This is a genomic window from Hymenobacter sp. H14-R3, from assembly GCF_030063445.1.
In the GTDB taxonomy this organism is placed as follows: Bacteria; Bacteroidota; Bacteroidia; order Cytophagales; family Hymenobacteraceae; genus Hymenobacter.
On record NZ_JASITD010000030.1, the window covers coordinates 19,737 to 42,181 of the forward strand.

A 22,445-nucleotide genomic window follows, 5' to 3' on the forward strand; every position below is an offset into this window, starting at 1 on the left:
AACGAAAAATGAGCCGCGAAAAACCAACTCCTTTCTCCCCTCGCTTTCAAGATGGAATATACTTTTCCCACCCGCTACGCGCTGGCGGCCCTGCTGCTGGGGCCGGCCCTGGCTACGCTCTCCGGCTGCAACAAAAACTTTTTGGATGAGAACCCCAAAAGCATTCTCACCCCCGACAACCTGTACGTGGACCGGGCCGGCTTTGAGACCGGGCTGTATGGCCTCTACAACCTGGTGCGCAACGAGCGGTCGGGCACCGACGGGGCCGCCAACTTCCTCACGTTTGGGGCCGCTTTCGATGGCACTGACAACGGGTACAGCATTTTTCCGGCCGTGTCGAGCAACGACCAGGTTTTCCAGGACTTTGGCGCGGTGAACACCCCGTTGTTTGCCGGCGTAAACCAGACCTGGCGCTACCTCTACCAGCTAATTAACGCGGCCAATACCATTATCGGGCGGGCCGACGACCCCAAGGTGAGCCTCTCGGATGCCGATAAGGGTCAGATTGTGGGCGAGGCCCGCCTGATTCGGGCAATGGCCTACCGCCACCTGGCCTACCTCTTCGGCGACGTACCCCTGAACCTGGTGGAGAGCACCGGGTCCACCATCCGCACCGACTGGGACCGCAACCCCGTGGCCGAGGTGCGCAAGCAGATGGAGGACGACTTCCTGTTTGCCGAAGCCAACATGGCCGACACCCCGCCCACCGAAAACCGGATGCCCCGCGCAATGGCCACCCACTTTCTGGCTGAGCTGTACCTGACTACCGGCGACAACCAGAAAGCTAAAGACAAGGCGCTCAGCGTAGTACGGAACCCGCGCTACAAGCTCATTACGGCCCGCTACGGCGTGAATAGCAAGCTGCCCGGCACGCCCTTTACCGATATGTTCTTGGATGGCAATTCGCTGCGCAGCCAGGGCAACACCGAGGAGCTGTGGGTGCTGCAAAACGAGTACCTCTCGCTGGGCGGCGACTTCAACATCATGCGCCGCTGGTGGGTGAACCGCTACGATAACATCACGGTGGGCGGCAAACGGCCCATCGCGATATCGGCCGAGTACGGCGGGCGCGGCCTGGGCCGCCTGGGCATCACCCGCTTCGGACTGGACTTGTACGCTCCTGGCGACGACCGCGGCTCGGTTTACGCCATCCGCAAGTATTACCTCTACAACAACCCCGCCTCGCTGCCGAGCAAGGCCAAGCTGGGCGATACCCTCAAAACCACCGCCACCGGCTTTGAGGCAGTGAATAGCACCAACTGGCCCAGCACCCGCAAGTGGGACTACGCGCCGCCCGTAGCCACCGACGTGCAGAACTCCTCAACCTACAATGACCAGATTTACCTGCGCGTGGCCGATACCTACCTGCTGCTGGCCGAGGCCCAGTTTCAGCTCGGCGACGCGGCCGGGGCGGCCGTCACTATCAACGCCCTGCGCACCCGCGCCCACGCCAAGCCCATCACGGCCGCCAACGTCACGCTCGACTATATCCTGGATGAGCGCTCGCGCGAGCTGGTGACGGAGGAGTACCGCCGCTACACGCTATTGCGCACCAATAAGTGGCTGGAACGCACGAAGCTCTACAACAAGCTCTCGGGGCCGAAAATCACGGACCGCGACAAGCTGCTGCCCATTCCGCAGTCGGTGATTGATGCGAATCTGACCAAGGTGATGACGCAGAATCCGGGGTATTAGTGTCGTCCCAACGGTGCGCCTCACGGGACTCCGCGCGCCCCCTTCTTTTTCTCCACCAACCAACCCCTTACCCTTGCCCTTCCTCCTCAATTCTCGCCCGCGCCTGGCCCTTGGGCTGCTGCTACTCGGCCCCGCCGCCGCCCACGCCCAGCGGGCCGATTCGGTGACCGTGGAGGCCCGCGCCTGGAACCGCGACAAAAACCGCCAGGTGGTGTACTCGCCCTGGAAGCCGTACCAGTCGATGACGCTCAAGCGCTTGCCGGGTTTTAAGCCGACTGTGGCACCCAAGCTCAGCAAGTACGGCGGCGACCTGGGGCGCACCTGGAAGGCGACCGGCTTCATCCGCGTGCAGCAGGACAAGGGGCGCTGGTGGATGGTGGACCCCGCCGGGCACCCCTACATTGCGGTACCCATGAACAGCGTGCGGCCCGCGCCCTCGGCCACTAGCAAGGCGGCGTTTGCGGCGGCGTTCCCGTCGGCGCAGGCCTGGCTGACCAAGACTCAGGGCCTGCTGCTGGATAATGGGTTCAACGGGGTGGGGTCGTGGTCAGATATTCCGGCTATTCAGACCTATAACCGCACGGCGACGAAGCCCATCACCTACGCCACCATGTTCAATTTTATCTCCTCTTTCGGCAATCAGCAGGCCAAGGCGCGGCCCGCCAGCAAGGCCGTGCCCGAGCCGGCGCTGGTGTTTGAGCCCGAGTGGCCGGCCTTTTGCGAGGAGCGGGCTAAGCTGGCCGAGCCATTTGCCCAAGATGCCAACGTGCTGGGGCACTTCTCCGACAACGAGATACCGTTTTTGCCCAAGCTGCTGCCCCAGGTGCTGGCCCTGCGCGACCCCGCCCAGCCCGCCTACGCGGCGGCGCTGGACTGGCTGCGCACCCAAAAGGCTGATACCGCGCATATTACCGACGACCTCAAGGCGGCCTTTGTGGGCTACGTGGCCGGCAAGTATTACCAGGCGGTGGGGCCGTCCCTCAAGAAGCATGACCCTAACCACCTGTACATCGGGACCCGACTGCACTCGTCGGCCAAGTTTAACCACTACGTTTTCACGGCCGCCGAGCCTTTTGTGGATCTGGTTTCCATCAACTTCTACGGCTACTGGCGGCCCACGCCAGGCATGATGGCCGACTGGGCCAAGTGGACCACTAAGCCCTTCTTTATCACCGAGTTCTACACCAAGTCGGAGGAGTCGGGCCTGAGCAACATTGCCGGCGCGGGCTGGCTGGTACACAAGGAAGCCGACCGGGGCATCTTCTACCAAAACTTCGGCCTGGGCCTGCTGCAAGCCAGGAACTGCGTGGGCTGGCACTGGTTCCGCTACCAGGATAATGACGCTTCGGAGCCCGGCACCGACAAACCCGACATGGGCTCCAACAAGGGCATTGTGGACACCAAGTACCAGCCCTATCCCACCCTGCTGACCGATATGAAGGCGCTAAACCAGCAGGTGTTCGGGCTGATTAATTTCTTTGACAAGCCGAAAAAATAGCCAGCCCTGGCTAGGGCTATCACCTTCGTTACCATGCGTTTGCACTCCCGCTTTCTTTCCGCCCTCCTCGCTACCGGGCTGCTGATGGGGCTGCTTGGCAGCTGCGCCGGTAGTCGGCCGGCCACCCCGGCTACCGCTGCCGCCGACCAACGGCTGTTCCGGCCCGCCTACATTAAGCGGCAGCTGCTGAAGGTGGCCAACTGGCAGCTGGCCCACCCCCGGCACCCGCTCACTGACTGGACCAACGGGGCTTTTTATACCGGCGTGTTTGCCGCTTACGAGGCCACGAAATCGCCCAAAATTCTGGACTCGCTGCGGGCGATGGGTGAGCGCACCCGCTGGCGGCCCGGCCCCAAGTTTGGCCACGCCGACGACATCGCCATCGGCCAGACCTACTTCGACCTCTACCGGCTGCGGCCCGACCAGCGGCTCATTCAGGCCACCATCGACACGGTAAACAAGCTGCGCCGGCTGCCCACCAACCCCGAAAAAGCCCGGCAGGGCATCACCTGGTGGTGGTGCGATGCCCTGTTTATGGCCCCGCCCCTGCTGGCCAAAATGAGCGTAACCCTGCACGACCCCAGCTACTTCACCTACGCCGACTCGCTCTACCGCCAGACCTACGCCCGCCTTTATAACCCCGAGGAACACCTCTTTGCCCGCGATGCCCGCTACCTCTCGCCCGTGCCCGGCCAGGGCCAGCGCGAGGCCAACGGCCAGCGCGTGTTCTGGAGCCGGGGCAACGGCTGGGTCATCGGCGGCCTGGCCTTGACGTTGCAAGAACTGCCGCCCGACTACCCGCGCCGGGCATTTTACGTCACGCTTTTTAAGGAGATGAGCGCCCGGCTGGTGCAGTTGCAACAGCCCGATGGGCTGTGGCGGGCCAGCCTGCTCGACCCCGCCGCCTACCCCGGCGGCGAAGGCTCGGGCTCGGGCTTCGACTGCTACGCCCTGGCCTGGGGCATCAATAACGGCCTGCTCGACCGCGCCACCTATCTGCCCGCCGTGCAAAGGGCCTGGGTGGCAATGAATGGATTGGTGTCGGCCGAGGGCCGGGTGGGCTGGGTGCAGCCCATTGGCGGCGACCCGCGCCGCAACTTTTCGGCCGACAGCTGGGAGGTGTACGGGGCCGGGGCCTACCTGCTGGCGGGCTCAGAAATATTGAAAATCAAGCACTAAGCTATGAAACGTCGCCACTTCACCGGCTTGCTTTCGGGCGCGGCAGCCCTGCCGCTCGTCGGCGCGGGCGCGCCCGGCGCGGCGGCGCGGCCCAAGCCCAAGCCCACGCTCACCGACCGGCAATACTGGCTGCAAACCCTGCTGCGCGTGGCCGACCCCGTGCTACTGGCCCTCGAAAAACGGGAACTGCACGCCCAAATGCCCGTGGAATCGGCGGCCAACGAACAGGCCGGCCGCCGCAAGGTATCGCACCTCGAAGCCCTGGGCCGCCTACTGGCCGGCCTGGCTCCCTGGCTCGAAACCGAAGCGCCCCCCGCCGAGCTGGCCCGCCAGGCCCGCTACCGCGAGCTGGCCCGCCGCGGCATCGCGGCCGGCGTAGACCCCGCCTCGCCCGATTTTATGAACTTCACCCAGGAGCGGCAGCCGGTGGTGGATGCCGCCTTCTTGGCCCACGCCCTGCTGCGCGCCCCCACCCAGCTGTGGGCGCAGTTGCCAGCCGCCACCCAGCAGCAGCTGGTGGCGGCGCTGCTAAGCACCCGCGTCATCAAGCCCGGCTATAATAACTGGCTGCTGTTTAGCGCCATAATCGAGGCGGCGCTGCTCAAATTTACCGGCACCTGCGATGAGATGCGCCTCGACTACGCCTTGCGCCAGCATCAGGCCTGGTACAAGGGCGACGGCATCTATGGCGACGGCCCCGATTTTCACTGGGACTACTACAACAGCTACGTCATTCAGCCCATGCTGCTGACCATCACGCGCACGCTGGTAGCGGCTGGCAAGGGCGATAAAGCCTTTGCTGATAAGGTATTGGCCCGCGCCCAGCGCTACGCCGTAGTGCAGGAGCGCCTCATTTGCGCCGATGGCTCGTTTGCCACCTTCGGGCGCTCGCTGGCCTACCGCTGCGGAGCTTTCCAGCTGCTGGGGCAGGTGGCGCTGCAAGGCGAACTGCCCCCGGCCCTGCCCCCCGGCCAGGTGCGGGCCGCGCTCACGGCCGTTATCCACCGCACCCTCGATGCGCCGGGCACCTTCGACGCAGCGGGCTGGCTGCGCATCGGGCTGTGTGGCCACCAGCCCAGTATTGGCGAAAATTACATTTCGACGGGCAGTCTTTACCTGTGCGCAGTGGGCTTTTTGCCGCTCGGGCTGCCGGTTACGAATGCTTTCTGGACTAGTGCGCCGCTGCCCTGGACTTCGCAGAAAATCTGGTCGGGGGTGGATGTGCCGACGGACCATGCTTATAAGGAGTGATGGGTTGGGGGGTGAGGCGCTCCGCCAGGACGACCTCTTCAAAAACTCAATCCTAAAAAATTCTCATGCCCCCCACCCCCTCCACCCTGCTTACCGCCACCCGCGCCGCCCTCTGCAGCCTGGGGCTGCTGTGCGCAGCCGGGCCGGGCCGGGCGCAAACCGCCCCTACGCCCGACCCAACCGCCGAGAAAGCCCGCCGGCTGGCCCTGGCTACCGCCGACTGGCAGCTGATGCTCAACAAATTACACCTAACGCTGCCCACCCTGCCGCCGCCCGCTGCCGACCCGGCCCGGCCGGCCGGCACGGCACAGCGCCCCGGCTTTAGCAGTTGGTTTGATGCGGCCGGCAACCGCTACATCCGCTCTAGCTGGGGGCGGTGGACTAATTACGACCAGGCCACGGCCGGCACCGCCGCCCGCCCCGACCCGCTGGTGCTGCGCAACGGCCGCCCCGTGCGCGCTGCCCGCACTTGGTACCAGCAGCGCCGCCCCGAAATTCTGGCCGATATCACCACGGAGGTCTACGGGCGCATTCCGGCCAATACGCCGGCCGTGCGCTTCGCAATCACGGCTACCGATGCGCAGTACCTGGGCGGGAAGGTAATTAAGCAAACTATTGAAGGACAGATTGATAATGCCCGCTACCCGGCCGCTATACCGCGCATCGGGCTGGTGCTGTACACGCCGGCGGCGGCCACCGGGCCGGTGCCGCTGGTAGTGGTGGTAGGCGACTTGCCGACGGCCCCGGCCGGCCAGCCCGATGTGCTGAGCCAGGTGCTGGCCGCCGGCTGGGCGCTGGCCACCTTCGACCCCACCGCCGTGCAGATGGATAGCGGCGCGGGCCTCAACGAAGGCATCATCGGCCTCATGAGCCAGGGCCAGCCTCGCCAGCCGGCCGACTGGGGCACGCTGGCCGCCTGGAGCTGGGGCCTGAGCCGCGTGCTTGACTACGTAGTCACCGATAAGCGCTTCGATGCCAGCCACGTAGCCCTGCAAGGCCACTCGCGCTGGGGTAAAACCACCCTGCTGGCCGCCGCCCTCGATACCCGCTGGGCCCTGGCCTACGTGAGCTGCTCGGGGGCAATGGGCGCCTCGCTGGAAAAGCGCGACTTCGGCGAAACCATCGACAACGTGGCCGAACCCAGCGAGTACCACTGGATGGCCGGCAACTTCCTCAAGTACGCCGGGCACTGGGAGGCCATGCCCACCGATGCCCACGAGCTGCTGGCGCTGGTGGCTCCGCGTCCGGTGTTCATCACGGGCGGCACCACCGACAGCTGGACCGATGCGCGGGGCACTTTCCTGGCCGGCGTGGGGGCCAGTCCGGTCTATGCGTTGCTGGGCAAAAAGGGCCTCCCCACCGCCGAAATGCCCGCCCCCGACGTGGCCCTGCTCAGCGGTGACCTGGCCTTTCGGGAGCACACTGGCGGGCACACCGACCTGCCCGACTGGCCCGCGTTTATCGAGTTTGCCCGCAAATATTTTCCGGCTCCGGCCGCTGTTATCCACTGATTAAGCTATTTCCCCATGCTGCATACCATGCGCTGGTTCGGGCCCAACGACCCTACTTCTTTGTTTGATTTGCGCCAGGCCGGCTGCGCGGGCGTGGTCACGGCCCTGCACCACCTGCCGGTGGGCGCGGTGTGGCCGGTGGCCGAAATTGCGGCCCGCCAGCAGCTCATTGAGGCCGATAATGGTACCCACGCGCCCCTGCACTGGGCCGTGGTGGAGAGCCTGCCGGTGCACGAGGACATCAAGAAAGGCAAGCCGGGCCGCGACGCGTACATCGCCAACTACCAGCAGAGCCTGCGCCACCTGGCGGCCTGCGGCGTGCGCACGGTGTGCTACAATTTTATGCCTGTGCTCGACTGGTCGCGCACCGACCTGGGCTACGAACTGCCCGATGGCTCGCGGGCGCTGCGCTTCGTGTGGCAGGATTTTGCCCTGTTCGACCTCTGCATTCTGAAGCGGCCGGGGGCCGAAACCGACTACGAGCCCGCCGTGGCTGCGGCCGCCCGCAGGCAGTTTGCCGATATGAGCGAGGAGCAGGTTAAAAACCTCACCAACAATATTTTACTGGGCCTACCGGGGGCCGAGGAAAGCTTCCAGCTGGCGGGCTTTCAGGCCATGCTGGATGAGTACGCGGCCGTGGATGCGGCCACTTTGCGCGAGCACCTGCACTACTTCTTGCGAGCCGTGGGGCCGGTAGCGACCAAAGTGGGCATCGGGCTCTGCATTCACCCCGACGACCCGCCCTTTCCGCTGCTGGGCCTGCCGCGCGTGGTGAGCACCGAGGCAGACCTGGCCGGGCTGCTGGCCGCCTACGACCACCCCGCCAACGGCCTCACTTTTTGCACCGGCTCGCTGGGCGTGCGGCCCGACAACGACCTGGCCGGCATGGCACGGCGCTTCGGCCCGCGCATTCACTTTGTGCATTTGCGCAGCACTAAGCGCGAGGAGAACCCGCGCAACTTCCACGAGGCCGACCACCTGGCCGGCGATGTGGACATGTACGCCGTAGTGCGGGCGCTGGTGCTAGAGGAGCAGCGCCGCGCCGCGGCCGGCGAAACCAACCGCCCCGCCCTGCCCGTGCGCCCCGACCACGGCCACCAGATGCTCGACGACCTGAGCACCGCCAAACGCACCTACCCCGGCTACTCGGCCATCGGCCGCCTGCGCGGCCTGGCCGAGCTGCGCGGCCTGGAGCTGGGCATCCGCCGCAGCCTGGCTGATAGCTTATCTGCTGATTAACAACGTTTTGCGAGGGCCATTTAAAGCCCCTTGCCAACGGCTAATAGCTAACAGCCTACTAAACCCACCCTATTGTAAAATTTTGATTATGAATCATTTAACCAATGACCAGGCGGCCCCGGCCCCCGCGCCGGCCGCCACTCTCCAGCCCAACCCCTTTTCGCTGGAAGGCCAGGTGGCCCTGATAACAGGCGGCGGCACCGGCATCGGCTTCGACATTGCCCGCTGCATGGTAACGGCCGGGGCCACGGTCATTATCACCGGCCGCCGCGAGGCGGTGCTGGCCGAGGCCTGCGCCGAGCTGGGCGCGGGGGCGCATTATTTGGTCAACGACGTGGCCGACCTGCCGGCGCTCGACGGACTGGTGGCCGAGCTGGAGGCCACCTACGGCCCGCTCGACATTCTGGTGAACAACGCTGGCATCAACCTCAAAAAACCGGCCCTGGAGGTGACGGATCAGGAATTTGCGCGCATCCTGCACACCAACCTCCACGCCGTGTTTGCCCTCACGCGGGCCGCCGCCGGGCGCATGGTGGCCCGGCAAAAGGGCGTTATCCTCATGATTTCGTCGATGGCGGCCTACTACGGCATCGACCGTGTGGTGGCCTACGCCGCGTCGAAGTCGGCCGTGGAGGGTATGGTAAAAGTGCTGGCCTCGGAGTTTTCCAAGCATAACGTGCGCGTGAATGCCATTGCGCCGGGCTTTATCGAAACCGAGATGAGCCGCACGGCCATGAACAACGACCCCGAGCGGCGCGACCGGGCCATGCGCCGCACCCCGATGGGCAAGTTTGGCCAGCCCGCCGACATCGGCCACGCCGCCGTGTTTCTGGCCTCCGAGGCCGCCCGCTACATCACCGGGGCCTCGCTGCCGGTGGATGGCGGCAACTCCATCGGGTTTTGAGGCGGGCGGGGGGGCGGCACGGCAGGGAGTTTCACGCAGTTAATTTTTAGACTTATGAGCTTATCGGAATTCTTGTTTGGGTTGTGGGGCGGGCTGGCGCTGGCGGGCGGGCGGCCGGCCGCCCCGCCCCGCACCCTGGCGTTTGTGGTGCAAAACCAGCTGGGCCAGGCGCGCCCGGCCGAAACGGTGAGCCTGCCCCGCCGCCGCTGGCAGGCGCTGGCCGCCGCCGTGGGGGCCGAGAATTTGGTGGTGCGCGAAGCCGGCACCAACGCGGCGCTGGTAACCCAGCTGCTCGACAGCGACGGCGACGGCCGCCCCGATGAGCTGCTGTTTCAGACGGCCCTGCCCGCCAGTGGGCAGCGGCAGTTCACGCTGAGCGGTGCGGGGCCGCGCCCCGCGCCGGAGCACACCACGTTTGCCCGCTTCGTGCCCGAGCGCACCGATGACTACGCCTGGGAAAACGACCGGGTGGCTTTCCGCACCTACGGCCCCAACGCCCAGGAATTATTCGACAAGAAAGACCGCAACGGCACGCTCAGCAGCGGCATGGACTGCTGGCTGAAGCGGGTTTCTTACCCCATCATTGATAAGTGGTACGGGGCCGCCGTGGCGCAGTCGGGCTTTTACCACCACGACCGGGGCGAGGGCTACGACCCCTACCACGTGGGGGCCAGCCGGGGCTGCGGCGGCACCGGCGTGTGGGCCGATGGGCAGCTCTACGTATCGCGCAACTTCTTGAGCTACCGCACGTTGGCCACCGGCCCCATCCGGGCCGTGTTTGAGTTGACCTACGCCCCCTGGCCGGCCGCCGGCCACCTGATAACGGAAAAAAAGCGGATTTCGCTGGACCTGGGCAGCAACCTGACCCGCTACGAGGACTACCTGAGCAGCCCCGCCGCCCTGCCCAACTGCACCATCGGCCTGACGCTGCACCAGCAAAAAGGCCAGGTGCGGGCCGACTCGGCGGCCGGCTGGTTCCGCTACTGGGAGCCGGTGGACGATGCCGCCCTGGGCACCGGCGTGGTGGTGGCCCCCGCCGCCGTGCGCCGCTTTCTCGACTACCGCACCGCCCAGAAAGACCAAAGCCAGCTGCTCATCCTCGCCCGGCCCCAGCCCAGCCCAGTGGTGTACTACGCGGGCTTTGGCTGGACGAAAAGCGGCCAGTTTGCCTCGGCCCAGGACTGGGACGACTACCTCGCCGCCTTTGCCCAGCGGCTAGCCTCCCCGCCGGTCGTACGCTGGCTATAACTTACTGATTTATTATGCGTTATCTATTCTTTTTGCTAGGGCTGTTGCTGGCCGGCTGGCCCGCGCCGGGCCGGGCGCAGGCCCCGGCCGCCTGCCCCGCGCCCGACCCCAACTTTCATATTTATTTGCTGATGGGCCAGTCGAACATGGCCGGGCGCGGGCCGCTTACGCCCGAGCTGGCTGCCCTGGGCAGCCCGCAGGTGTTCATGCTGAACGCGGCCGGCGAGTGGGTGCCCGCCCACAACCCGGTGCATTTCGACAAGCCCCAGGCGGTCGGCGTGGGGCCGGGGCTGTCGTTTGGCCTAGCGATGGCGGCGGCCAACCCTACGGTACGCATCGGCCTGGTACCCTGCGCCGTGGGCGGCACCAGCATTGCCAAGTGGCAGGTGGGGGCCTACGACGAGGCCACCAAAACCCACCCCTACGACGACGCGGTGCTGCGCATCCAAAACGCCATGCGCTGCGGCGTAGTGAAGGGGATGCTCTGGCACCAGGGCGAATCGGACAGCAACCCGGCCGCCGCCGCGGCCTACCTGCCCAAGCTGGCCGAGCTGATTGGCCGGGTACGCACCCTCACCGCCCAGCCCGCGCTGCCGGTGGTGGCCGGCGAGCTGGGCCGCTTCAAGGAGAACGGCCTGAATTTCAACGCCCAACTGCTGAAGTTGCCCGCGCTGGTGCCCCACACGGCCGTCGTAACCTCCGAAGGCCTGACCGATAAGGGCGACCAGACGCACTTCGACGGCGCCTCGGCCAACACCTACGGCCAGCGCTACGCCGTGGCCATGCAGGCGCTGCAAGCCGCCGCCGCGCCCGCTACTTCGCCCAAAGCCAGAGTCAAAATCAAACGTAAACACCACCGCTAAATGAGAGTCCTCGCTTTTTGCCTGCTGCTGCTCGCCGCCGCCTGGCCGCCGCCGGCGCAGGCCAAAGTCCGCCTGCCGGCCCTCATTGGCCCTAACATGGTGTTGCAGCAACGCAGCCAGGCCCCGCTTTGGGGCTGGGCGCGGGCGGGTAGCACCGTGACTATCAGCGCGTCGTGGGATAAAAAAACCTACGCCGCCAAGGCCGATGCGCAGGGCAAGTGGCGCACGAAAGTGACCACGCCGGCCGCCGGCGGGCCGTTTGCACTCACTTTCAGCGACGGCGAAAAGCTGACCATCGGCAACGTGCTGGTGGGCGAGGTGTGGATATGCGGCGGGCAGTCGAACATGGAGATGCCGATGCGCGGCTTCAACTCGCAGCCCATTCTCAATGGTAATGAGCTGATTACCAGTTCCACTAACCCCAAGCTACGGCTGTTTGAGCTGGCCCGCGCCACCTCCCTCACCCCGCAGGACGACTGCAAGGGCGAGTGGCAGCTGGCCACCCCGGCTACCGTGCGCGAGTTCAGCGCCATCGCCTACCAGTACGGGCGCTACTTGCAGCAGCAATTGGGCGTGCCGGTGGGGCTGATTGTGTCGGCCGTGGGCGGCACCCGCATCGAAAGCTGGATGAGCACGCCCAGCCTGAAGGCCTTCCCAGAGGTGAAGATTCTACCCAGCCTCGACACCGTGAAAGCGCCTCACAAAGAGGCTACTACGCTCTTTAACGGCATGATAGCGCCGCTGCTGGGCTACGGCAGCCGGGGCTTTATCTGGTACCAGGGCGAGAGCAACCGCCACGAGCCGGCCCTCTACGGCCGCTTGTTTCCGGTGATGGTAGCCGACTGGCGGCGGCAGTGGGGCGCGGGCGAACTGCCGTTTTACTACGTCCAGATTGCGCCCTACGGCTCGCAGGACAAGGGCCGCAGCGGCCCCCTGCTGCGCGAGGCCCAGCTCAACGCCATGAAGGTTATTCCCAGCTCCGGCATGGCCTCCACGATGGACGTGGGCATGGAAAAATACATCCATTACCTGGACAAAACCGCCCCCGCCCACCGCCTGGCCTACTGGGCGCTGGCCAACGCCTACGGCATCAAGGGCATCGGCTACGGCGGCCCGGTTTTCAAGGCCATGAAGGCAAATGGCCGCCAGGTCACGCTGACCTTCGACTACGCGCAGTTCGGCCTCACGTCGTTTGGTAAGCCCCTGACCCTGTTTGAGATAGCAGGGGCCGATAAGATTTTTCACCCCGCCACGGCAGCCATCAAGGGCGGCAAAATAGAGGTGGAAAGCGAGCAGGTGGCCGCCCCGGTGGCCGTGCGCTACGCGTTTAAGGAGTTCGTGGTGGGCGACTTGTACAACAATGACGGGCTGCCGGCCTCGTCGTTTCGGACGGATGACTGGGAGTGAGGGCAGCCCCACCCCCGGCTCCTCCCCTGCGGGGGTGGGGCTGCACAATAAAAACCTATAAACCAATGCGCTACCTACTCTCCCTTTTCCTCCTCCTCCTCACCGCCGCCGCTGTGGCGCAGCCCACGGCGCGGCAGTCTATCAACAGCAACTGGCTGTTTCGCAAGGGCGATGGCACCGATTTCAGCAAAAGCCCGCCGACGGCGGCTGGCTGGGAGCCGGTGAGCCTGCCCCACACCTGGAACGCCCAGGATGCCTTTGATGATGTGCCGGGCTACTACCGGGGCGCGGGCTGGTACCAGCAGACGCTTTTTGTGCCCGCCGGGCCAGCCGGGCGGCGCGTGTACCTGGAGTTTGAGGGGGCCAACCAGGTGGCCGAGGTGTACGTGAACGGCCAGAAGGCCGGCGAGCATCGGGGCGGCTACACGGCCTTTCGGGTGCCGATTGAGCAGCTGCTGCACCCCGATGCGGCGGCCGGCAATGCGGTGCTGGTGAAGGTGGACAACAGCTACAACGCCGACATTGCGCCGCTCACGGCCGACTTTACTTTCTACGGCGGGCTCTACCGCGAGGCCTCTTTGCTAACGGCCGGGCCGGTGCATTTCGACCTCGATAACTACGCCAGCGGCGGCATTTTCCTCACCACGCCCCGCGTGTCGGCCGAAGCTGCCGAGGTGGTGGCCAAGGCCACGCTCGTGAACGATGGCCGCGCCCCGCGCCGGGTGGTGCTCACGCAGCAGGTGCTCGACTCGGCCGGGCGGGTGGTGGCCCGGCAGCAAAGCCGCCTCACGCTGGCGGCCGGCACGCCCCAAACGGTGGCCCAGACGTTTCGGCTGGCGCGGCCCCGGCTGTGGTCGCCGGCCCGGCCCTACCGCTACCGGGTGGTTTCGACCATTGCGGAGGCCAATACCGTGCTCGATGAGGCCAGCAACCCGCTGGGACTGCGCTGGTTCCGGTTCGATGCCGCGCAGGGCTTTTTTCTTAACGGCCAGCCCCTCAAGCTGATGGGGGCCAGCCGGCACCAGGACTACGCGGGCCTGGGCAACGCCGTGCCCAAGGCGCTGGCCGTGCGCGACGTGGAGTTACTCAAGGAGATGGGCGGCAATTTTCTGCGCATCGCCCACTACCCGCAAGACCCCGCCGTGCTGCTGGCCTGCGACCGGCTGGGCGTGCTGGTATCGGAGGAAATTCCGGTGGTGAACCAGATTACGGAGTCGGAAGCGTTTTTTCAGAACTGCAAAACCATGCAGACCGAGATGATACGCCAGGGCTTCAACCACCCATGCGTTATCCTGTGGACCTATATGAACGAGGTGCTGCTCTCCATTCGGGGCCAGGATATGAGCGATACCAAGGGCCAGGCCTACCTAAGTAGCGTGGCGCGGCTGGCCCAGGAGCTGGACGACCTCACCCACCGCGAGGACCCCGGCCGCCAGACGATGCTAGCCATGCACGGCGATTTTAAGCTCTACCGCAAGGCGGGCCTCACGGCTATTCCCCAGGTAATTGGCTGGAACCTGTACCAGGGCTGGTACTCGCCCGATTTCGAGGGCCTCGATAAGTTTCTGGATACCCACCGCCGCGAATTGCCCGACAAGCCGCTCATTATTTCGGAGTACGGGGCCGATGCCGATGTGCGCCTGCACGCCCAAAACCCCGTGCGCTTCGACAAAACGCCCGAGTACGCGGTGCGCTACCACCAGTACTTTTCGCAGGCCATTCTGAGGCGGCCGTTTGTGGCGGGCGGGGCCATCTGGAACCTGGCCAACTTCGGCTCCGAGGGCCGGCAGGAGGCCACGCCGCACGTCAACGCCAAGGGCCTGCTCACCTTCGACCGCCAGCCCAAGGCTGATTATCTGTTTTACCAGGCGCGCCTGCTCACGCGGCCGTTCGTGCGTATCGGCTCGCGCGACTGGACGTTGCGCAGCGGCGTGGCCGCCGCCGCCGACTCGCTCTTCTGCGCCCAAACCGTGGAGGTGTACACCAACCAGCCCACCGCCACGCTGCAACTCAACGGCCGGCCCCTGGGCACCCACGCCGCCGAAAACGGCGTGGCGCGCTTCCGCGTGCCCTTCACCAACGGCCTTAATCAGCTGGCCGCCAGCACGCCCGCGCCCGGCCCAGCCGGCCACGACGAGGTGGACGTTCAGTTTCAACTCGTGCCGCTCGACCTCCAATCCCGCGCCCTGCCCTTTCAGGAGTTGAACGTGAGTATGGGTGACCAGCGCACTTTCACCGACCCGCCGCGCCAGCAGGTGTGGCTGCCCGAGCAGGCCTACCGGCCCGGCGGCTGGGGCTACGTGGGCGGCCGGATATTCGTGCAGGCCAATACCAGCCGCGTCAGCTACGGTTCCGACCGCGATATTCTGGGCACGGCCTACGACCCCATTTTTGAAACCCAGCGTATTGGTATTGAGCAGTTTAAAGCCGACGTGCCGGCCGGCGACTACGACGTGACGCTGCACTTTGCCGAGCTGCAATACCTGCCCACCGCCGAAAAGCTGGCCTACAACCTCGACAAAGCCGCCGCCGCCGGCACCACCGCAGCGGCCCCCAGCCAGCGCAGCTTCGGGGTGCGCGCCAATGGCCGGCTACTGCTACCCGATATCAGCCCTGCCACCGGGCTGCTGCCTCAAACCGCCCTCAGCCAGACGGTGCGCGTGACGGTGGCCGCCGGCCAGGGGCTGACCCTTGATTTTGTGCCCCACCAGGGCGAGGCCGTGCTCAACGGCATCCAGCTGCGGCGGCGCTAAGGCAACCGGCTCTCCCACCCTTCCTTCTCCCGCCCATGAAACCCGTCAACCTTAAAGCGCTGGCCCAGCAGCTGAACCTCTCGATTGCCACGGTATCGCGGGCGCTCAACGACAGCTACGATATCTCGCAGGCCACAAAGGCGCGGGTGCGCCAGCTGGCCGCGCAGCTCCACTACGTGCCCAACCCGCACGCCCGCAGCCTGCGCCGCAACCGCAGCAACACCATCGGGGTCGTTGTGCCGGAGATAACTAACTCGTTTTTCTCCTTGGTTCTGAACGGCATCGAGGACGTGGCGCGGCAGCAGCACTACCACGTGCTGATTTACCTGACCCACGACGACGGGCAGCGCGAGGCCGCCGCCGTGGAGCTGCTGGCCAGCGGGCGCGTCGATGGCGTGCTGCTGTCGGCGGCCGGGGCAGCCACCGGTCCGGCCAGCGTGCGCCAGCTGGTGGAGCGCGGCATCCCGCTGGTGCTGTTTGATAGGGTATACGCGGGGCTGGACGTGGCCTGCATAACCACCGACGACTACGCCAGCGCCCACGCCGCCACCCGGCACCTGCTGCAAGCGGGCTGCCGCACGGTGGCGCACTGCACCCTGGCCGGGCAGCTCTCGGTGTGCGCCGAGCGGCAGCGCGGCTACCGCGCCGCCCTGCTGGAAGCGGGCCTCGGGCCGGCCCAGGCCGTGGAGCTGGCCACCAGTGGCCCCGGCCCCGAGAGCCAGGCCGCCATCGAGGCAATGCTGCGCCGCCGGCCCGACGTAGATGGCATTTTTGCGGCCGTAGAAAGCCTGGCCCTGAGCAGCTACCAGGCCTGCCAGCGGCTCGGGCGGGTTATTCCGACTGATATTAAGCTTATTAGCTTTTCCAACTCGCCCGTGCTACCGCTGCTAACGCCGGCTCTGAGCACCGTGACGCAGCCGGCCTTTCGGATGGGGCAGGCGGCGGCCGAGCGGGTATTCCGGGCTATTGCCACCGGCCGCCCCGCCCGCGCCGACCAGAGCCTGGAGCTGCGCTCGGAGCTAGTAGACCGGGCCTCGACGCGGCCCGGCCCACCGCCCGGCCGCGTAAACGATTACGTGAATAAACCGCTGACTAACAGCGTCAATAGCTTAGTGATGGCCCGACCTTAGAGGTACGGAATACGCCGGGCCGCACCGGGCCGGTGGCTATCATTTCACGTTCACTTTTCCCACCTATTTTTCATTATCTTTTATGCTATACCACTACCTCCGGCGGGCCGGCTGGTGGGCGGCCTGCCTGCTGCTGACTGGCCCCGCCGCCGCCCAAACCACCCAGACCCTCACGCCTAGCGACGATGCCTACGTGCTGACGGGCAGCACAACACTGCAAAACACCAACTACAACAACGAAACCCGCGTGGTGGTGAAGCGGACCACCAGCGGCACCGCGAACCGCAACGGATACTTGAAATTCAGCGTGATGCCCACCAACCCGAGCCAGATTGGCACGGCTACCCTCAAGGTGTGGTGCTACAAGATATCGTCCACCACGCCCTCGGAAGTGGCGGTGAGCGCCACGGGCAACAACTGGACGGAGGGGGCCATTACCTACGCCAACGCGCCGGCGCTGGGTGCAAGCCAGGGTAGCAGCGGGGTCACGGTGGGGGCCTACACCAGCATCGACGTGACGAGCTACGTGCGGACCAAGTTTCCCGCCGGCACCGCCGCCGCCGACATCTCCTTCGGCCTGAGCGACGTGCTGAACAGCGGCAACCTGATTGAGTTTTACGCAAAGGAAGATGCCGCCAACAAGCCGCCCCAACTGGAGATTGTGACCCAGGCCACCCCCCTGCCGCCAGCTACTGACCTCACCGGCACCTACTACGTGGATGCCACCGGCGGCTCGGATGCCAACACCGGCCTGAGCGCCGCGGCGGCCTGGCAAACGCTGGCCAAGGTGAGCGCCCAGACCTTCGGGCCGGGGGCGCACCTGCTGTTCAAGGCCGGGCAGCGCTTTAGCGGGGTGCTGTTTCCGGGCGGCTCGGGCACGGCGGCCGCGCCCATTGTGGTGGACCAGTACGGCACCGGGGCGCGGCCCGCGCTCGATGGCAACGGCACCACCTACACCCTGCGGCTTGATAATCAGCAGTATTGGGAAGTCAACAACCTGGAAATCACCAACTACAACGCCGCCGAGGAAGCCGGCCAGACCCTGGCGCAGTGGGAGGCCAACAACGTGAGCCAGTGGGCCAACGCGCCCCAAACCGCGCAGTACGCCGTGGTGCGCACCAAGAAATTCGGCATTCTGGTAACGGCCCAGGACCAGGGGGCGGTGCATCACCTGCACTTCGTGAATATTAACATGCACGGTATCAACGGCTTCATTGATAATAATGTGGATGACAGCAAGTTCAACGGCGGCATGTTCTTCGACATTGGCGGCACTACTATTCCTACTTATTTTGATGACCTGCTGGTGCAGGGCTGCCGCATTGCCGACATCGACCGCACCGGCGTGTCGAACCGCTCGACCTGGACCAACCGCACCCTGACGAGCAGCGTGAACTGGACCCCCACGCTCCGCTACGTGCTGCGCAACAACCTTTTTGAGCGCACCGGCGCGCAGGGCCTCATTGTGCGCGACTCGAAAAACCCGCTCATTGAGCACAACACCTTCGACCACTGCGCCATCAAGACCTCGGGCAACGCGTGCTTCAACTTCGACTGCGACGGGGCCACCTGGCAGTTCAACGAGTCGCGCTTTACCCGCGCCAACGTGGGCGATACCGACGCGGGCGGCGTAGACAGCGACTACAAGAGCAAGGGCACCATTATTCAGTATAACTACCTACACGACAACGACTACGGCCTGCTGGTGACCGGCGGCCCCGGTGGCTTCAACGACAGCACCATTGTGCGCTACAACATATTGGAGCGCAACGGCCTGGTGGCCCAGAACAGCAGCGACGGCAAATACCAGCTAAAGGTGTCGGGCACGGCTACCCGCACCATCATTCACAACAATGTTTTCTACGTCGATTCGACCCAGACCGGCACCAAGCCCACGCTGCACAAAATCTGGACCGACTGGCCCGACGAAACGAGCTACTACAACAACGTGTTTTACCTGCTGGGGCCGTCGCCCACCTTCGACTTGGGCAGCAGTACTAACAATTTGTTTTCCAACAATTTATACTACGGCACCACCATCGTTAACAAGCCGGTGGACGCGTACGCTGTGAATACCAACCCCGACATGGTAGCCCCCGGCACCGGCCCCAACGGCTACAAGCTGCAGGCCGGCTCGGCGGCCATCGCCAGGGGCCAGCTCATCCCAACCCTGCCGGCCCTGGACTACTTCCAGAACCCCATTAACCAAGCCAACGCCATCGACCTCGGGGCGCAGCAGTTTTCGAAGGTGCCGCCCCTCGTGGCCCCGCCCGCGCTCATTCCGCAGCAGATTTTTGGTCTGGAGGATGCGTACGTGGAAGGCGGCGCTTCGACCAATATGAACTTCGGCACCGCTACCGTGCTGCGGGTGAAAAACAACCCGGCCAGCGCGGCCGCCACCCGCCAGAGCTACCTCAAGTACGACCTGAGCGGCGTGACCAACCCCGCGGCCATCGTGAGCGTGCAGCTGGTGGTGAACAGCACCGTGAACCCCAGCGGCAGCATCCCGCTGAGCGTGTTTGCCGTGAACGACGACACTTGGCACGAAACCACGATTACCGACGCCAACCAACCCGGCCGCAACGCCTACCTGACTACCCTGGTGGCCAGCGGCAACATGACCAACGCCAAGCAGTTTTCGGTCGATATCACCCGCTACGCGCTCAGCCAACTCACCGGCGACAAAACGCTGTCGCTGGTGCTGGCCGACACCACGGGCAGCAACGTGCTGGCCAACATAGTGAGCAAGGAAGGCGCGGCCCCGCTGCAACATTACCTGCTAATTACCACGCGCGGCACAATTGCCCCGCCGCCCGTAGCCAAGGGCAAATTCGACATCTACCTGCTCATTGGTCAGTCGAACATGGCCGGCCGGGGCGAGATTAGCGCGGCCGACCGCGATTCGCTGCGCAACGTGCTGCTCTTCACCGGCACGGGCTGGGAGAAGGCCACCAACCCCCTCAATAAATACTCGACCGTGCGCCAGGCCCTGAACGTGCAGCAGTTGGGGCCGGGCTACACCTTCGGCCGCAAGCTGGCCGCCCTCACGGGCCAAACCATTGGCCTGGTGGTGAATGCGCGGGGCAGCACCAGCATTTCGCAGTGGCAGAAGGGCTACAGCGGGGCCAACGACTTTGACCTCTACGAGGAGGCCGTGGCCCAGCTGCGCAAGGTGCAGGCCCAGGGCACGTTCAAGGGCATCATCTGGCACCAGGGCGAGTCGGACCAGTCGAACTCCGGTGCCTATCTGGCCAAGTTTCAGCAGCTGGTAGCCGACCTGCGCCAGGACCTGGGGGCCAATACCCCAATAGTAGCCGGTGAGCTGGGCAAGTGGCGCACCTCATCAGTGAACCTGAACGCCGTGATTCAAAGCATTCCGGCCAACGTGCCCAACGGCTACTACGTGACGGCCGACGGCCTCACGCCTCTCAACGGCGACCTCACCGGGCCGCACTTCGACGGCCCCAGCCAGCATATCCTGGGCGAGCTCTATGCCGACCGCATCGCGTCCGTGGTGTACAAAATAGTGCTGGCGACCACCCCCGCTACCACCCCCGCCGCCCAGGTGCAGGCCTACCCCTCGCCTACCCACGGCCGCCTCACGGTAGTGCGCCCCGCCGGCACCGCAGCCACCACCGCCACCCTGCTCAACACCCTGGGCCAGGTGGTGCGCACGCTGCCCCTGCCCACCGCCGAAACCACCGCGGAGCTGGGCGGCCTGGCCCCCGGCGTATACACGCTGCGCCTCACTCTCAATGGCCAGCCCCTGACCCGGCGCGTCGTGCTGGAATAAACCTGAAGCCTAAAGGCTGGAATACATCTGAAGCCCAAAGGGGTTGGGGCCAGTGGCCCCAACCCCTTTGGGCTTTAATAAGGCTACCCGCTAAGTAATTAGCTGTTAGCTAAATAGATGTAATAATCTATCAGATAGCTAGTTAAGCTTGAAAAGCAATAATCCGCGCTAGTGCTGAGTAAGAGAAGTTGACTAACAGAACGGAGTCCGTTTAGGTTAGGCTGTTATGGCCCGACCCCTCACTCCTTTTGCCCTGCCAGCCGCCGACCAGGCTGCCCTGGAAAACTTCACCCACACAGGCTGCCGCCCGGTGCGGGCCGTGCGCCGCGCCCAGGCCCTGCTGGCCTTGGCTACGGGCATCGGCCAACAGGCGGCCGGTGAGGCCGTGGGCCTGAGCCGGCAGACCGTCAGTGAGCTGCGCCGCCGCTACGAAGCGGGCGGCTGGCAGTTCGCCCTGACCGAGGCCCCGCGCAGCGGCACGCCCCCGCGCTTCGACGGCTCCCAGCGAGCGGCCCTGACGGCGCTGGCCTGCACGCCGGCCCCGGTGGGCCACAGCCGCTGGACCCTGCGCCTGCTGGCTGACAAAGCCGTAGAGCTGGCGCTGGTAGAAACCATTTCCCACGAAACAGTGGCGCAGGTGCTCAAAAAAACGAACTGCAGCCTCACCGCCAGCAGTACTGGTGCCTGGGGGCAGTGAACGCGGCCTTCGTAGCCCGGATGGAGGACGTGCTGGCCATCTACGAGCGGCCTTACCACCCGCTTTTTCCCGTCGTCTGCTTCGATGAGCGGCCCTGCGTGCTGCACGGCCAACCCACCGAGCCCCTGCCGCCGGTCCCGGCCCAACCCGCCGTGGGCGCGCAGCCGGCCAAAGCCGGGCGGCCCCGCCGCGAGAGCAGTACGTATGTGCGCCAGGGCACGGCCTGCCTGCTGGCCGCCTTCGAGCCGGGCCTCGGCCAGCGCCTGGTCGAGGTCTCGGCCCGCCGCACCGGGGCCGATTATTGCCGCTTTCTGCAGCAACTGGCCGCTCACTATCCGCAGGCCGAAAAAATCGTCTTGGTGCAGGACAACCTCAACACACCTACCGACGCCGTTTTTTACCAACACCTGCCCGCCGCCGAGGCCCGCGCCCTGGCTGCCCGCTTTGAGGTGCACTACACGCCCAAAAACGCTTCCTGTCTCAACCTGGTCGAACTCGAGCTCTCCGCCATCGCCCGCCAGTGTTTGCACCAGCGCATCCCCACCCTGGACGAACTCACGGCCCACGTCGCCGCGTGCGTAGCCGAGCGCAATGCCGCCCAGGCCACCGTAAAATGGCAGTTTACCCTCGAAAAAGCGCGCGTCAAACTCGACCGCCACTATCAGAAAATTAAGGCAGCTAATTCCCCTGACTGAGCACCCCTCCAAAAAACGAGCGTTTTCTGGAGGGGTGCAGAATCCCACTGCAAGTGGTCGTTCAGCAAAACGAGCGTTCCCACAATTTGTCACGTGCCGTGAAGCTGCTTTGCTGCTTTTTTATCACTTCGTAGTCTGCCTTTAGCTTGAAAAGACTACTCAGATAGTCAAGGGTAGCTTTACGCGGAACAACTTTTTGAGCTGCTCAGGTGACCTAGTCAGAACGGGCAGGGCACCTAAAAGCACGCCCACGCTGGAGGCCATCGCCTCGGTATCCTTGCTCAGGACAGCAACAGCCATCCCAGTGAAGCCTACCAGAAGGGCCGTGCCTGTAAGCAGCCATTTACTCCCGCGATTCACTGCGGGCACCACCCTGAAACCGATCGTGAACAGCACGCCAGAAAAGGCCACTCCGCTGATACCCAAGGCGAACCAATGAATCACCTGCTGTTCTGCCACGAAAGGCAAACTTGCGCCGATACTTAGCACAAAATTTACCGCAAGACCGCCGAGCAGGGCCAATGGGAGAAACGTAATCCAGCGTAGCCTTTTCATTTAATCCTTTTTCTGCTTGTCTTTGCT

16 protein-coding genes are annotated in these 22,445 nt (G+C 65.0%); 15 read left to right on the top strand and 1 reads right to left on the bottom strand.

Going from position 1 to position 22,445, the window contains the following annotated elements; translation table 11 throughout:
- The first annotated feature begins 51 nt into the window (after nucleotides 1–51).
- From QMK33_RS20250 to QMK33_RS20320, 15 genes are all read left to right on the top strand, one after another.
- On the top strand, nucleotides 52–1,695 hold the full coding sequence (locus QMK33_RS20250) for a RagB/SusD family nutrient uptake outer membrane protein (RefSeq protein ID WP_283566446.1): 1,644 nt from the start codon (nucleotides 52–54) through the stop codon (nucleotides 1,693–1,695).
- A gap of 73 nt (nucleotides 1,696–1,768) precedes the next feature.
- On the top strand, nucleotides 1,769–3,193 hold the full coding sequence (locus QMK33_RS20255; RefSeq protein WP_283566447.1) for a hypothetical protein: 1,425 nt from the start codon (nucleotides 1,769–1,771) through the stop codon (nucleotides 3,191–3,193).
- A gap of 33 nt (nucleotides 3,194–3,226) precedes the next feature.
- Nucleotides 3,227–4,372 (top strand): glycoside hydrolase family 88/105 protein, encoded by a 1,146-nt coding sequence (locus QMK33_RS20260; RefSeq protein WP_283566448.1) that lies wholly within the window; start codon nucleotides 3,227–3,229, stop codon nucleotides 4,370–4,372.
- 3 nt (nucleotides 4,373–4,375) lie between these two features.
- A complete protein-coding gene (locus tag QMK33_RS20265) occupies nucleotides 4,376–5,623 on the top strand; it encodes a DUF2264 domain-containing protein (protein ID WP_283566449.1) in 1,248 nt (415 codons plus the stop codon).
- Nucleotides 5,624–5,688: 65 nt separating this feature from the next.
- Nucleotides 5,689–7,134 carry an alpha/beta hydrolase family protein gene (locus QMK33_RS20270; RefSeq protein ID WP_283566450.1) on the top strand — a complete coding sequence of 482 codons (1,446 nt, stop codon included), beginning with the start codon at nucleotides 5,689–5,691 and terminating at the stop codon, nucleotides 7,132–7,134.
- 15 nt (nucleotides 7,135–7,149) lie between these two features.
- Nucleotides 7,150–8,373 (top strand): mannonate dehydratase, encoded by a 1,224-nt coding sequence (uxuA, locus tag QMK33_RS20275; RefSeq protein WP_283566451.1) that lies wholly within the window; start codon nucleotides 7,150–7,152, stop codon nucleotides 8,371–8,373.
- Between the two features lie 88 nt (nucleotides 8,374–8,461).
- Nucleotides 8,462–9,277, top strand: coding sequence for an SDR family NAD(P)-dependent oxidoreductase (locus tag QMK33_RS20280; protein ID WP_283566452.1), 816 nt, complete (start codon nucleotides 8,462–8,464; stop codon nucleotides 9,275–9,277).
- 54 nt (nucleotides 9,278–9,331) lie between these two features.
- The gene (locus QMK33_RS20285) at nucleotides 9,332–10,525 is read left to right on the top strand and encodes a BT3233 family polysaccharide utilization protein (RefSeq protein ID WP_283566453.1); all 1,194 of its coding nucleotides are present in this window, start codon (nucleotides 9,332–9,334) and stop codon (nucleotides 10,523–10,525) included.
- A 14-nt stretch (nucleotides 10,526–10,539) separates the two neighbouring features.
- A complete protein-coding gene (locus tag QMK33_RS20290) occupies nucleotides 10,540–11,388 on the top strand; it encodes a sialate O-acetylesterase (RefSeq protein WP_283566454.1) in 849 nt (282 codons plus the stop codon).
- Complete coding sequence (locus QMK33_RS20295; RefSeq protein WP_283566455.1) at nucleotides 11,389–12,795, top strand: sialate O-acetylesterase; 1,407 nt, start codon at nucleotides 11,389–11,391, stop codon at nucleotides 12,793–12,795.
- A gap of 65 nt (nucleotides 12,796–12,860) precedes the next feature.
- Nucleotides 12,861–15,548, top strand: coding sequence for a glycoside hydrolase family 2 TIM barrel-domain containing protein (locus QMK33_RS20300; protein WP_283566456.1), 2,688 nt, complete (start codon nucleotides 12,861–12,863; stop codon nucleotides 15,546–15,548).
- A gap of 35 nt (nucleotides 15,549–15,583) precedes the next feature.
- Complete coding sequence (locus QMK33_RS20305; protein WP_283566457.1) at nucleotides 15,584–16,678, top strand: LacI family DNA-binding transcriptional regulator; 1,095 nt, start codon at nucleotides 15,584–15,586, stop codon at nucleotides 16,676–16,678.
- Nucleotides 16,679–16,760: 82 nt separating this feature from the next.
- On the top strand, nucleotides 16,761–20,471 hold the full coding sequence (locus QMK33_RS20310; protein WP_283566458.1) for a CBM96 family carbohydrate-binding protein: 3,711 nt from the start codon (nucleotides 16,761–16,763) through the stop codon (nucleotides 20,469–20,471).
- Nucleotides 20,472–20,697: 226 nt separating this feature from the next.
- On the top strand, nucleotides 20,698–21,168 hold the full coding sequence (locus QMK33_RS20315) for a helix-turn-helix domain-containing protein (RefSeq protein ID WP_283566459.1): 471 nt from the start codon (nucleotides 20,698–20,700) through the stop codon (nucleotides 21,166–21,168).
- Nucleotides 21,165–21,863, top strand: a complete 699-nt coding sequence (locus QMK33_RS20320) for an IS630 family transposase (protein WP_283566460.1) — start codon at nucleotides 21,165–21,167, stop codon at nucleotides 21,861–21,863. The genes QMK33_RS20315 and QMK33_RS20320 overlap by 4 nt, the downstream gene beginning before the upstream one ends.
- 159 nt (nucleotides 21,864–22,022) lie before the next feature.
- Here QMK33_RS20320 and QMK33_RS20325 read toward each other — a convergent pair whose 3' ends face one another.
- On the bottom strand, nucleotides 22,023–22,385 hold the full coding sequence (locus QMK33_RS20325) for a hypothetical protein (protein ID WP_283566461.1): 363 nt from the start codon (nucleotides 22,383–22,385) through the stop codon (nucleotides 22,023–22,025).
- Between the last annotated feature and the right edge of the window lie 60 nt (nucleotides 22,386–22,445).